The sequence below is a fragment of the Floccifex sp. genome (assembly GCF_051873555.1).
Classification (GTDB): domain Bacteria; phylum Bacillota_I; class Bacilli_A; order Erysipelotrichales; family Erysipelotrichaceae; genus Floccifex.
This window is the reverse complement of the sequence record NZ_JBJEEY010000069.1, coordinates 23,521-37,064: the sequence shown is the minus strand read 5'-3', so window position 1 is coordinate 37,064 and position 13,544 is coordinate 23,521. Positions and strand designations below refer to the sequence as shown.

Genomic DNA, 13,544 nt, shown 5'->3' with positions numbered 1-13,544 from the left:
TCTTTTTTTGATGTTGCATGTGTGCTATAATTCATTTGATAATTTTTTAACAATTGGAGGGAAATTAAATGAGTATACAAGAAATATATCAACAAAAATGTGTATCTGCTCAAAAAGCTGTAGAAGTCGTTAAAAATGGTGACTGGGTGGATTATGGCTGGTGTACTGGAACACCGGATGTTTGTGATGCTGCTTTAGCTAAGCGTTTACCTGAATTAATAGATGTTAAGTTTAGAGGCGGAATTTTATTAAAAGAACCAGAAATTTTTAAAATCGATCATCCAGAAAAACACATGACATGGAATAGCTGGCATATGGGTGGAATCGAAAGAAAGGCCATTTCAAAAGGATTTAGTTTTTATGCACCTATACGATACTCGGAACTTCCTCGTTATTATAGAGAATCTAATGATCCAGTAGATGTTGCGATTTTCCAGGTAGCTCCTATGGATTCACATGGATACTTTAATTTTGGTCCAAATGCGTCTCATATGGCTGCTGTTTGCGAAAAAGCAAAAGTCATCATTGTTGAAGTCAATGAAAATATGCCACGTTGTTTAGGTGGATTTGAAGAAGGCATTCATGTAAATGATGTCACATATATTGTAGAAGGAAACAATGCTCCAATTGGTCAACTCGGCGCTTCAGGACCTGCCAGTGAAGTGGATATTGCAGTGGCTAAACAAATTGTACAGCTCATTCCAGATGGAGCTTGTCTTCAGTTAGGAATTGGTGGTATGCCAAATGCTGTGGGTTCCTTAATTGCACAAAGTGATTTAAAAGATTTAGGTGTGCATACTGAAATGTATGTTGATGCTTTTGTGGATATTGCCAAAGCCGGAAAAATAACAGGGCTACATAAAAATATTGATAAAGGACGTCAGGTATATGCTTTTGGTGCCGGAACAAAAAAATTATATGATTATTTAGACAACAATCCAGAATGTATGTCAGCACCTGTTAATTATACAAATGATATTCGTTCCATCGCTGCTTTAGATAATTTTATTTCCATCAATAATGCAGTAAATGTCGATTTATTTGGGCAGGTCAGTTCTGAAAGTGCTGGAATTCGTCATATTTCAGGAGCTGGTGGTCAACTTGACTTTGTATTAGGTGCTTATTTGAGTAATGGTGGCAAATCCATTATTTGCTTAAGTTCTACTTTTATGAATAAGAAAACAGGAAAATTAGAAAGTCGTTTAGTGCCTACTTTATCAAACGGATCCATCGTAACAGATACACGTGCAAACATTCATTATTTATGTACAGAATATGGCTGTGTCAATTTAAAAGGATTGACAACGTGGCAAAAAGCAGAAGCGATTATTTCTGTGGCACATCCAGATTTTAGAGAAGAATTGATTCAACAGGCAGAAGCAATGAAAATCTGGAAAAAATCAAATAATCGATAAAAAAGTATTGATTTTATTTGACTTTTTGATATAATGTCTATGCTAACTCGGGAAGGGAGGTTTGTTTCATGGCAAAAGTAATTGTGAAAGAAAATGAGCAATTAGATGACGCTTTAAGAAGATTTAAACGTCAAGTTTCTCGCAATGGTACCCTTGCTGAGGCCCGTAAAAGAGAATATTACGTTAAACCTGGTGTTCGCCGTAAACTTAAATCAGAAGCGGCACGTAAGGCACGTAGGGGTAAATAATAAATCTGCTTTATGCAGATTTTTTTCTTGAGGAGGATTTTTAGTTGGCTTTTCGATCCATTGATTTATCAGGTTATACATATGAAGAAGTACAAGTATTTACTGGTCTTCATGATGAAAATCTTGATATTATTTCAAAATTATTTAAAACCCAGTGTAATATTCGAAATAATATTTTTTATTTTGAAGAAAATGAATACAGCTCGAATATAGAACAAGTTGTACAAACTTGTTTTGATATTATTGCCAATAAGCATCAGTTGCATGCACAAGATATGAATTATTTATGTCGACTTTCTTTACAAAATCGTTTACATGAATTCAAAGCTTCTCAATTATGTGCTATTGGAAAAACAAAATCTCATAAATTGATTTATCCGAAAACCATTGGACAAGCAAAATTATGTACGGCATTTAAAAATAATGAAATTATATTTGCCACTGGTGTAGCTGGTACAGGAAAAACATATTTATCGGTTTGTTATGCTGTTTCACAATTGAAAAATAATGCGATTGAAAAAATTATTTTAACAAGACCTGCTGTAGAAGCAGGTGAATCACTTGGTTTTTTGCCAGGGGATATGAAAGAAAAAGTTGACCCATATCTTCGTCCTTTATATGATGCTTTATATGATATGCTGGGCGTAGAAACGGTCGAAAAATATATTGAAAAACAAATTATTGAAATTGCGCCTCTTGCTTTTATGAGAGGAAGAACCTTAAATGATGCCATTGTGATTCTTGATGAAGCGCAAAATAGTACGAAAGCACAAATGAAAATGTTTTTGACGCGAATGGGAAAGAATACAAAGCTAATCATTAATGGAGATACAACACAAATTGATTTAATTAAGAAACAAGATTCTGGTTTAACACAGGCTTGTTCGATTTTAGAAGGAATTCAAGGAATTGAAATTGTTCATTTGAGTTGTAATGATGTTGTTCGAAATCCATTGGTTCAAAAAATCATTGAGCGTTATTCGATGATTGAAAAATAAATAGACATATTATATACTAAAAAAGAATTTGGAAGGTGAAAGTATGGGTAGACATTTTGAAGTTAGAGCGGCTGCAATGCAAAAAACGGCCAATCAAAAAGCGAAAATTTATTCACGTTACTCAAAAGAAATCTTAGTAGCAGCAAAGAATGGGGATGCAAATCCAGACATGAATCAGGCTTTGAAAAAAGCTATAGAAAGAGCAAAAGCCAATAACGTACCTGCTGATGTTATTAAGCGTGCCATTGATAAAGCAAAATCAAGTGCCGATGAAAATTATTCATCCAGTCGTTATGAAGGATTTGGTTCAGGTGGTGGTTCTACCATTATCATTGATTGTTTAACAGATAATGCCAATCGTACCATTGCAAATTTACGTGCCTGCTTTAATAAAGCACACGCAAAATTAGGTGTTGGGGGATCGGTTTCATTTGGATATGAACATTTAGGAGTCATTGTCATTCAATATGAAGATGAAGAAGCCATGTTAGATGCTTTAATGATGGCAGATATTGATGTACGTGATATTGAAGTTGAAGACGGATATATGACAGTTACAGTAGATCCAACACAAGTGGATGATGCCAAGACTGCTGTAGAAGGATTAATTCCAGATGTCAAATTTGAAGTATTGGAAGATAAAATGGTTCCAAACGAAACAGTTACATTATCAGGAGAAGATTTAACTTTATTTAAACGTTTAGTCACTTTATTAGAAGATGTTGATGATGTACAAAATGTATATCATAACGTTGAAAATATTGATGAAGCTGAATAAAATCTGTTGAAGAAGAGAAAATAAAAGATTGTTTTATAGAGAGATAGTGGCGGGTGTAAACTATCAGGCACCTTTTATTTGGACACTTTGGAGGAATCGCACTAAAAAGCGATCGTTTGCTGCGTTAAAGCATTGAGTGCTCCATTTGGAGAAATAAGGTGGTACCGCGTCAATCACGTCCTTATAATATAAGGGCGTTTTTTGTTTATTAGAAAGGAAAAATAATATGGCTTATCAAATACCAAGAGGAACGGCCGATGTATATGGATCAAAATCATATGCATGGCAAGAATTAGAACAGCGTTTACGACAATTTTGTTTTTTATATAATTATGATGAAATTCGTACACCAATTTTTGAACACACAAATGTATTTAAAAGAGAAAACGATTCGAGTGACATGGTCAATAAAGAAATGTATACCTTCACATTGGCAAATTCATCTACGTCTTTAACACTTCGCCCAGAAGGAACAGCTGGTGTTGTTCGTTCTTTTGTTGAAAATAAAATGTATTCCAATCCGGATCTTCCAGTCAAATTATATTATATGGGGCCTATGTTTCGTCATGAACGCCCTCAAAAAGGAAGAATGCGTATTTTCAATCAATTTGGAGTTGAATGCTTAGGAAATAAAAGTCCATATGTCGATGTTGAAACCATCACATTGGCTTTTTCAATTTTAAAATCACTGGGATTAAAAGACATTAAAGTTTGTTTGAATACATTAGGAGATGATGCATCCAGAGATGCGTATCGAAGTGCATTAAAAGAACATTTCGCACCATATTATGATGAATTATGTTCCGATTGTAAAAGACGATTTGAACAAAATCCACTTCGTATTTTAGATTGTAAAGTCGATCATGACAAAGAATTTATGAAAAATGCACCAAGCATGAAAGATTATCTTAATGAAGAAAGTAAACAATATTTTGAAACAGTATGTTCTTTATTAAAATCTTTAGATATTCCATATGAAGTCGATGACAAACTCGTTCGTGGATTGGATTATTATACACATACAGTATTTGAAATTGTGTCTGTAAATTCCAGTATGGGAGCTCAATCAACTGTATTAGCTGGGGGACGATATGATCATTTAATTCCTTATTTTGGAGGCCCTGAACAAATGAGTGGCATTGGATGGGCTCTTGGAATGGAAAGAATATTAATTGCTTTAGAATCCGAAGGAATTCTCTTAGAAGAAAAACCAGGATTGGATGCTTTTGTGATGTGTTTAGACAAAGAAGCACAGACATATGCGTTTGAAATTTTAACGCAATTACGTGCCAATGGATTTAGAGCTGATATGGATTATCTTCAACGAGGTTTTAAAGGTCAATTTAAAGCCGTGGCACGAACACAAGCAAAATTCGCAATTATAATTGGTTCTACAGAACTTGAAAATCAAGTTGTTTCTATTAAAAATATTGAAACACAAGTGCAGAGTCAAGTTCCAGTGCAACAAATTATTGAATATTTAGATAAGGAGTTTGAATAAAATGAAGCGTACACATAAAAACGGAGAACTACGACTGGAACATATCAACCAGCATGTAGACTTAGTGGGATGGGTTAATAAAAAAAGAAATTTTGGTCAATTGGTTTTTATTGATTTAAGAGATCGCTCAGGAATTTGTCAATTAGTGTTTGATGAAACCATGAAAGATGCTTTAAAAGAAGTTCGAAATGAATATTTATTACAAGTTTCTGGTATAGTTTGTCAAAGAACAAGTGCCAATCTCGATTTAAAGACAGGGCAAATCGAGGTAAAAGTCGAATCATTTGAAATTATCAATACCGCAAAAACAACACCAATCATTATTGCGGATGAAACAGACGCCTTAGAAGATACAAGACTTCAATATCGTTATTTAGATTTACGTCGTCCTGTTATGCAGGAAAAACTAATGATGCGTCATCGTATTACACGTTCTATGCGTGAATATTTAGATACTCATGATTTTATTGAAGTCGAAACACCGATGTTAGGAAAAAGTACACCAGAAGGAGCTCGTGATTATTTAGTGCCTTCTCGTGTGCATCCAGGTTCTTTCTATGCTTTGCCACAATCTCCACAATTATATAAACAATTGCTGATGATTGCTGGATTTGAACGCTATTATCAATTTGCTCGTTGTTTTAGAGATGAAGACTTAAGAGCCGATCGTCAAACTGATTTTACCCAAGTTGATATTGAAACGAGTTTTTTAACACAAGATGAAATCATTGATTTTACAGAAGAAATGCTTGTGAAATTGATGAAAGATGTAAAAAATATGGATATACAACGTCCATTTCCTCGATTAACTTATAAAGAAGCAATGAATCGATTCGGATCGGATAAACCCGATAATCGTTTTGGAATGGAATTGCAGGAATTAACTTCTATTTTTAAGGAATCTAATTTTCAAGTCTTTAAAAATTGTATAGAATCTAACGGTGTTATTAAAGGAATTGTTGTTAATGATTTTGCCCATATCACTCGAAAAGAAATCGATAAATGGACAAATTGTGCCAAGAAAAATGGAGCAAAAGGATTGGTTACATTAAAAGCACAAAACAATACATTAACTGGATCGGCTGCAAAATTTTTATCTGAAACGGAAATTCAAAGCTTATATTCTAAACTGTCTTTACAAGAAAACGATGTCTTATTCATTGTCAGTGATACATGGAATAAAACTTGTAATGCTTTAGGGGCTTTACGAAATAGCATTGCCACTGAATTGGGATTCAAGAAAAAAGATGAATTCTCTTATTTATGGGTTGTTGATTTTCCAATGTTTGACTGGTCAGAAGAAGAACAAAGATGGGTAGCTTGTCATCATCCATTTACACAACCAAAAGAAGAAGACATTCCATTATTGGATACAGACCAGGGATCGGTTCGTTCCAATGCTTATGATATTATTTTAAATGGATATGAATTAGGTGGAGGATCGCTTCGTATCTATGATAATAAACTTCAAACAAAGATTTTTGAATTGCTGGGATTGAGTGATGAAGATATTCAAAATAAGTTTGGATTCTTTGTGGATGCTTTCCAATACGGCACACCACCACATGGAGGACTAGCCTTTGGATTGGATCGAATTGCGATGATTTTAAGTGAAAGTGATTCCATTCGTGATGTTATTGCTTTTCCAAAAAATGCCAATGCAAAGTGTCCAATGTCAAAAGCTCCTACACCAGTTGATAATAAACAATTAAAAGAATTGCATATTCAAATTATAAAAGATAAGGCAGAATAATCTGTCTTTTTCTTTTGAATGTAAAAAATAGTTGAATAAATGGCATTCTTTCGATATTATGAAACTGTCCAGAGGTATATATTTTTCCTACATGAAGAGATAAGGGAGACCGGATGTTGACTTATTGTGTTGAAAGCTGACTACGAGTTAGAATCCTAATATATTTCACAGGTCACCCACCTGTATATACAGGGAAAGATCTCAACTTCTGGACTTTTAAATTGTCATAAATAATGTCAAATTAAATGGTATATTAGAATCATAAGGAGATGGTTCTATGTTTTCAATTTTACAATGTATGTTTCTTGACCCTGTTTTTTGTCTTATTGCACTGGGACAATTTTTAGGTGGTATAGGAATGATTTATAGTATCGTTTATTTTATAAAAAAAGAATTGAGGAACTATGAGTAAAGAAAAATTCATTGAAATTTATCAAAAAAATATTAAAAGAGAAGGCGCTAAAGAATTCTTAGACTATTTATGTTCATCTAAATCTGATTTTTTTATAGCACCTTGTTCGACTCGCTTTCATGGAAACTACGAAGGTGGCTTAGTGGATCATTCCATTCATGTTTATGAATGTTTAAAAGACTATTGTTCTAGAAATCGTGTCAAAAATCAATATGGAATGAATTACAGTGATGAAACAATCGCAATTGTGAGTTTATTACACGATGTTTGCAAAATTAATGTTTACAAGTCTTCTATTCGAAATAAGAAAGTAAATGGAAAATGGGTTGAAGTTCCGTTTTATGAATTTGAAGATGAAATGCCATATGGTCATGGAGAAAAAAGTGTATATATGATTACACCTTTTATGAAATTATCTCGTGAAGAAGCCTTTGCAATTCGTTATCATATGGGATTTAGTAATGAGGACCCAAAAAATAATGTAGGCTATACTTTTGAACATTTTCCATTGGCTTTTGCTTTGAGCACAGCCGATATGGAAGCCACTTATTTTTGTGATATAAAGAAGTAGATTTTTATCTACTTTTTTTATAAAATTATGCAAGGTGATAAAATGGATGGAATTATAGTAGTCAACAAGCCTAAAGGCATGACAAGTCATGATGTAGTCAATGTATTACGTCATAAACTAAAACAAAAGAAAATTGGACATACTGGTACTTTAGATCCTGAAGCTTCTGGTGTGTTATTAATATTGGCTGGAAAAGCTTGTAAAGCATTGCAGTTTTTGAAAGATACAGATAAAACTTATCAAACATCGATTGAATTTGGATATATAACAGATAGCGATGACATTTTTGGTAATAAGATAGAAGTAAAAGAAATCAATTATGATTTTGATTTTGAAAAAGTTTTACAATCTTTTATAGGTCCTCAAAAACAAAAAGTTCCTATGGCTTCAGCTAAAAAAATCAATGGAAAAAAATTAATGGAATATCAAAGAGAAGGTATTTCAAATATAGATGTATACAATGAAATTGAAATTTATTCCATTTCCGTTCTTTCAAAAGAAAACTATTCTTTTGAAGTTCATTGTTCCTCTGGCACATATATTCGATCTATTTGCCGTGATTTTGGATATAAAACCAATAATTTATGTTGTATGAAAGAATTAGTACGAACAAAAGTAGGTCGATTCACTTTAGATATGGCACAAAATTTAGATGAAATTGAAATAGATACTGTAAAATTATATCCATTGTCTTATCTTTTAGATCATATAGAACGCATTGACTATGAACCTGTTCTGGATATTTATAATGGAAAACATGTTCGCATTCAAACTAATGCCAATCAAGTCTGTATTTATGACAAAGAAAAACCCATAGCCATTTATCAAAGAGATCATTTTGATGTTTTTAAAAGCATCCGGGGGTTATGGTAATGATAATTAAACGAATTGATGCGTTTTCAATTTCGGATGATTTTGAAAAAAGCTGTGCGTGTATTGGTTATTTTGATGGCATGCATCTTGGGCATCAGCAATTATTTAATACATGTATAAAAAATGCACAAAACTTAAAAAAAGTTTGTATTACTTTTGATCCGGATCCATGGGTTATCTTTAAAAAAGAACAACAGAAGCATTTAACAACTTTAGAAGATAAAATACGGTTTCTAGATTCTTTTGGATTTGATTATCTATATATTTTAGAATTCACAAAAGAATTTGCTTCTCTTTCGATTTCTTCTTTTCATAATCTTCTAAAACAAATCAATGTTCAGACTTTAGTTTGTGGCTTTGATTTTAAATATGGCAAAAAAAATAGTGGAAATGTTCAGTCTTTATCTTTACAACATGATTTTCATGTGATCGTTGTGGATAGTGTTAATTTTTCGAATTTAAAAATTTCTACGAGTCGTATTGAGCCTTTAATTATGAACGGAAAAATGAAAGAAGCTAATGAACTACTAGGCTATATTTATTCTATTTCCGGTAAAGTGGTTCATGGCTTTAAAAGAGGAAGTCAAATTTTACAGATTCCTACCGCAAATTTAGAAGTTGAAAACGAATATATTTTACCGGCAAATGGTGTATATGCTGGTTTGGTTTTTGTGAATAATCAGTTTCATAAGGCCATGATCAATATTGGAAACAATCCGACTTTTGAAAATACAAAGAAAAGCATAGAAGCCCATATTATTGATTTTAATGCAAATATCTATGATAGCATTGTTCGCTTCTTTTTTGTAGATTATTTACGCTCTGAACAAAAATTTGACAGTGTTCAAGCTTTAAAAAATCAGTTATTGTCTGATATTGAACAAAGTCAAAAACGACTAAAAGAAAATACTTATTTGAAAAACACAAGAAAAATTTTCTTTGGAAAAGAAGTGTGTTAAAATAGAAAAGAAAGAAAGGTATGTTTTATGGCACAAGAATATATTGTATTAGAAAGTTCTAATGAACTTGGTAAAGTTCAATTAAATAAAAGTGTATTTTCTTCTATTGCACAAAATGTGATTGAAGAAGATGAAAATGTAAGATTAGTCGATACTCGAACAAAAAATGGAATTGTGACTCGTATTGAAAATAATGGATTAAATTTAAAAGTTTCCATCAAAATCAATCACAAAGCAAATGTTTCCGATGTTTGTTCACAACTTCAAAATAAGATCTTTGAAAGTATTTCTTATATGACAGAATTAAAACCTGAATCCATTGAGATTGAGGTTGTTGGCTTTATCTTTTAGGAAATCTTTCGATTTCCTTTTTTTTAGAAAGGAATTATATGGCAGTTAAATTTGATGATTATTTAGTTATTGGAATATCATCTCGTGCTTTATTTAATTTAGAAAAAGAAAATGAAATATTTGAAACGCAGGGATTAGAAGCTTATCGAGAGTATCAAATTGAACATGAAGATGATATTTTTATGCCAGGAAGTGGATTTTCTCTTGTTAAGAATTTACTGGCAATCAATGAAAAGCTTCATCATAAGTATGTGGAAGTCATTGTGATGAGTCGAAATTCTGCCGAAACATCCCTTCGCATAATGAATTCTTTAGATTATTATCATTTAGATATTGGACGTATGGTAATGAGTTCTGGTGAAGATGTATCGAAATATTTAAAAGTATTTGATGTGGATTTATTTTTGTCTTGTAATGAGCAAGATGTTTCACATGCACTTCAAAATGGAATTCCAGCTGCCCTGGTTTATTCGCCAGATATTCAATATGAAGACAATGGACAAATTCGTATTGCTTTTGATGCGGATGCGGTTTTATTTGGTGATGAATCGGAAAAGATTTTTCAAAAAGATGGTCTGGAAGCTTTTCAAAAAAATGAAACAATTCATCAAAATCAGGAACTATCAAAAGGTCCATTGGCTAAGTTTTTATTTCGTTTAGCTAGACTGCAAACTGTTTGTCAAGAACAAAAATGTATTCGAACAGCTATTGTGACAGCAAGAGATCGAAGTGCAGGTATACGTGTCATCAAAACACTTCGAAAATGGAATGTCACAGTGGATGAAGTATTTTTTCTACAAGGTGCGAAAAAAAGCGATATTTTAAAATGTTTTCGTGCCAATATATTTTTTGATGACCAAGATGTACATGCACGCCCTGCAAGTGAAGTTGTTCCCAGCGCTCGTGTACCATATACAGAAGGAGAAACAAAATGAACCGGCATGAATTAAGAATTATTGCGATGGAAAGTTTATATCAACATTTATTATTGGGAAAAGATATCCGGAAATGTGTTTTTGATGCAATGAAAGGAGAAAATAATATTGATGGTTTTTTATATAGTCTGACCATTGGTACCATTGAAAATAAAGGCATCTACATTGATAAAATCAATTCTTTATTGCGAAGTGACTGGACCTTTGATCGTCTAAGTATTTTAGAACAGGCAATTTTATTAATGTCTTTTCAGGAAATATTGGCTAACGAAGCGCCTAAAGCTGTTGTGATTAACGAAGCCATTACTTTGTCTAAAAAATATTGTGATGATTCTTCTTATAAATTAATTAATGGAGTATTAGATAAACTATGAAATCGGATTTTATTGTTTCCGTTTCTTCATTGGTTTTAAAAATAAAAAATGTATTAAATCAAAATATTCAATTAAATGAAGTATGGATTCAAGGAGAAATTTCAAACTTAACAAAACATCGTTCAGGTCATTATTATTTTTCTTTGAAAGATGCATATGCTTCCATAAATTGTGTAATGTTTTCGAGTTATACAAAAAATATAAATTTTAATCTTCAGGAAGGAACAAAAGTATGTGTGCAAGGCTCCATTCAAGTCTATGAGCCACGGGGTTCACTTCAGTTGTATGTCAAAACAATGAAAGAAGATGGAATCGGTCAATTGTATCAGGAATACGAACAACGTAAATCTCGATTATTTCAAGAAGGTTATTTCAATTTGGATCATAAAACAATAAAACCCGACTGGATTGAAAATATTGGTATAGTGACTGCAAAAGAAGGAGCGGCTTTACAAGATGTATTGAAAACAATCTCACATCGATTTCCAGCCATGAAAATAAAATTATATCCAGCTTATGTTCAAGGAAAAAATGCCAGTCAATCCATTATTCAGGCTTTGAAAAAAGCCGATTTAAACCAGCATGATGCTATTTTACTGGTTCGTGGAGGCGGAAGTTTTGAAGATTTATTTTGTTTTAATGATGAAGACTTAGTTAAATGTATTTTCCATCTTCAAACTTTTATTGTGACAGGAATTGGACATGAAACAGATACGTCTCTTGCAGATTTAGCAGGTGATTACAGGGCTTTAACGCCTACAGCAGCAGCTCAATATGTAAGTGTAGATGTTCATGAATTACGAAATAAATGGAAACAGCTTCATATTTCTTTGATTTCATCCATGAAAATGAATTTAAATCAAAAAAAGATGCAGTTATCTCATATTCAGAGTCATCCATATTTAATAGATCCACATACTTTTATAGTCGATAAAACAATATTATTAGATTCTTATGATTTTGTGTTTCAAAATACAAGAAATCAATTATCAATTTATGAATCTAAATTAAAAGAAAATAAAACGAAATTAAACTCTTATACGTCTTTATTTTTAGAAAATTATAAAATAAAGAAAAATAATATATTTCTAATGAATGCGATTCAATCTTATTTTGAACAACAAAATCTATTGTTTCAAAAAAATATAAAATTATTGGATGCATTTAGTCCTTTAAAAATATTGAGTCGAGGTTATTCGATTGCACAAAAAGAAAATAAAATCATTCGAAGTATAAATGATGTCAAATTAAAAGATGAAATCAAGATTGTATTACACGATGGTTTTTTAGTAACAAAAATTCAAAAAAAGGAAGGGTAAAATGGCAAAAAAATTAAAGTTTCAAGAAGCAATGAATCGATTGGATGAAATTGTTTCTAAATTGAATGGAAACAATCTGGAATTAGAAGAAGCTATGGCTTTATTTGAAGAAGGCATTCAATTATCAAAGCAATGTGATCAGCAATTAAAAGAATTTGAAACCAAAATGGATTCTTTATTAAAACAGGAGCAAGAAAATGATTCTAACAACTGAATTTGAAAAGTATTTAGAACAAAAAGTAAATGAAGGAATTCCTAGTAAAACGAAAGAAGCTATGTCTTATTCATTAATGAATGGAGGAAAACGCATTCGTCCTCAATTGTGTTTTGCACTATTAAAAGGCTATGGAATCAATCCAAGTCTTGGTTTTCCTGTTTCATGTGCCATTGAAATGATTCATACATATTCACTGATTCATGATGATTTACCTGCTATGGATAATGATGACTTACGTAGAGGAAAGCCAAGTTGTCATAAAGCATTTGATGAAGCAACAGCAATATTAGCTGGTGATGGACTCTTAACAAAGGCTTTTGAAGTGGCTTTAGAATCAAATATCAGTGACACTCAAAAAGTACAATTGATATATTATTTATCTTCTTATGCAGGAATTGATGGCATGATTTATGGACAAGATTTAGATATAGAATCTGAATCAGATTTACAGTTAGATTTTAATCGTTTACTTTTAATTGATGAATATAAAACTGCTAAATTATTAACACTTCCATTCATTTGTGCTTGTATTATAGCCAATCAGATGCAAGATCTTGAAATTGTGAAAAAGATTGGATTTTTATTAGGTATTCAATTTCAGATGCAAGATGATATTCTAGATGTAACACAGACCAGTGACCAACTTGGAAAATCTACAAGTGATACAGAAAATGAAAAATTAACGATAGTTTCTTTACTTGGTTTAGAAAAAGCTGTTGAAACAGTCAATGAATACGATGCTTTATTAAAAAAATACATTCAGAAATTACATGCAGATACTACATATCTAAATGAAATATGTGAATTCTTATTACATAGGACGTATTAGAACAGGAGGCA

15 protein-coding genes and 1 other annotated feature are annotated in these 13,544 nt (G+C 31.9%); all 15 genes read left to right on the top strand.

The annotated features are described in order from the left end of the window. The first annotated feature begins 68 nt into the window (after nucleotides 1-68). The 15 genes from ACI32A_RS04155 to ACI32A_RS04085 all read left to right on the top strand — a co-directional run bounded on the left by ACI32A_RS04155 (nucleotide 69) and on the right by ACI32A_RS04085 (nucleotide 13,533). A complete protein-coding gene (locus ACI32A_RS04155) occupies nucleotides 69-1,415 on the top strand; it encodes a butyryl-CoA:acetate CoA-transferase (RefSeq protein ID WP_439753767.1) in 1,347 nt (448 codons plus the stop codon). A gap of 68 nt (nucleotides 1,416-1,483) precedes the next feature. Continuing rightward, on the top strand, nucleotides 1,484-1,663 hold the full coding sequence (gene rpsU, locus ACI32A_RS04150; RefSeq protein WP_276983618.1) for a 30S ribosomal protein S21: 180 nt from the start codon (nucleotides 1,484-1,486) through the stop codon (nucleotides 1,661-1,663). A 44-nt stretch (nucleotides 1,664-1,707) separates the two neighbouring features. Further along, the gene (locus ACI32A_RS04145; RefSeq protein ID WP_439753766.1) at nucleotides 1,708-2,661 is read left to right on the top strand and encodes a PhoH family protein; all 954 of its coding nucleotides are present in this window, start codon (nucleotides 1,708-1,710) and stop codon (nucleotides 2,659-2,661) included. A gap of 43 nt (nucleotides 2,662-2,704) precedes the next feature. Next, nucleotides 2,705-3,439: a YebC/PmpR family DNA-binding transcriptional regulator gene (locus tag ACI32A_RS04140; RefSeq protein ID WP_439753765.1), complete on the top strand. Its 735-nt coding sequence runs from the start codon at nucleotides 2,705-2,707 to the stop codon at nucleotides 3,437-3,439. Further along, nucleotides 3,437-3,625, top strand: a binding site (T-box leader). (Overlaps the previous gene by 3 nt.) Before the next feature lie 40 nt (nucleotides 3,626-3,665). Continuing rightward, entirely contained in the window at nucleotides 3,666-4,940 is a 1,275-nt protein-coding gene (hisS, locus tag ACI32A_RS04135) for a histidine--tRNA ligase (RefSeq protein WP_439753764.1), read from the top strand. A gap of 1 nt (nucleotide 4,941) precedes the next feature. After that, a complete protein-coding gene (gene aspS / locus ACI32A_RS04130) occupies nucleotides 4,942-6,693 on the top strand; it encodes an aspartate--tRNA ligase (RefSeq protein WP_439753763.1) in 1,752 nt (583 codons plus the stop codon). 404 nt (nucleotides 6,694-7,097) lie between these two features. Beyond that, complete coding sequence (locus ACI32A_RS04125; protein WP_439753762.1) at nucleotides 7,098-7,676, top strand: hydrolase; 579 nt, start codon at nucleotides 7,098-7,100, stop codon at nucleotides 7,674-7,676. Between the two features lie 42 nt (nucleotides 7,677-7,718). After that, nucleotides 7,719-8,549, top strand: coding sequence for a tRNA pseudouridine(55) synthase TruB (gene truB / locus ACI32A_RS04120; protein WP_439753761.1), 831 nt, complete (start codon nucleotides 7,719-7,721; stop codon nucleotides 8,547-8,549). Continuing rightward, nucleotides 8,549-9,508 carry a bifunctional riboflavin kinase/FAD synthetase gene (locus ACI32A_RS04115; protein WP_439753760.1) on the top strand — a complete coding sequence of 320 codons (960 nt, stop codon included), beginning with the start codon at nucleotides 8,549-8,551 and terminating at the stop codon, nucleotides 9,506-9,508. Before truB ends, ACI32A_RS04115 begins: the two co-directional genes overlap by 1 nt. Nucleotides 9,509-9,535: 27 nt before the next feature. Further along, nucleotides 9,536-9,859 carry an Asp23/Gls24 family envelope stress response protein gene (locus tag ACI32A_RS04110; protein ID WP_439753759.1) on the top strand — a complete coding sequence of 108 codons (324 nt, stop codon included), beginning with the start codon at nucleotides 9,536-9,538 and terminating at the stop codon, nucleotides 9,857-9,859. Between the two features lie 38 nt (nucleotides 9,860-9,897). Beyond that, the gene (locus ACI32A_RS04105; RefSeq protein ID WP_439753758.1) at nucleotides 9,898-10,794 is read left to right on the top strand and encodes a 5'-nucleotidase; all 897 of its coding nucleotides are present in this window, start codon (nucleotides 9,898-9,900) and stop codon (nucleotides 10,792-10,794) included. Continuing rightward, on the top strand, nucleotides 10,791-11,168 hold the full coding sequence (gene nusB, locus ACI32A_RS04100; protein WP_439753757.1) for a transcription antitermination factor NusB: 378 nt from the start codon (nucleotides 10,791-10,793) through the stop codon (nucleotides 11,166-11,168). Before ACI32A_RS04105 ends, nusB begins: the two co-directional genes overlap by 4 nt. Next, nucleotides 11,165-12,487 (top strand): exodeoxyribonuclease VII large subunit, encoded by a 1,323-nt coding sequence (xseA, locus tag ACI32A_RS04095; protein ID WP_439753756.1) that lies wholly within the window; start codon nucleotides 11,165-11,167, stop codon nucleotides 12,485-12,487. Before nusB ends, xseA begins: the two co-directional genes overlap by 4 nt. Nucleotide 12,488: 1 nt before the next feature. Beyond that, nucleotides 12,489-12,701: an exodeoxyribonuclease VII small subunit gene (xseB, locus tag ACI32A_RS04090; RefSeq protein ID WP_439753755.1), complete on the top strand. Its 213-nt coding sequence runs from the start codon at nucleotides 12,489-12,491 to the stop codon at nucleotides 12,699-12,701. Further along, on the top strand, nucleotides 12,685-13,533 hold the full coding sequence (locus ACI32A_RS04085; RefSeq protein WP_439753754.1) for a polyprenyl synthetase family protein: 849 nt from the start codon (nucleotides 12,685-12,687) through the stop codon (nucleotides 13,531-13,533). The genes xseB and ACI32A_RS04085 overlap by 17 nt, the downstream gene beginning before the upstream one ends. The last annotated feature ends 11 nt before the right edge of the window (nucleotides 13,534-13,544 follow it).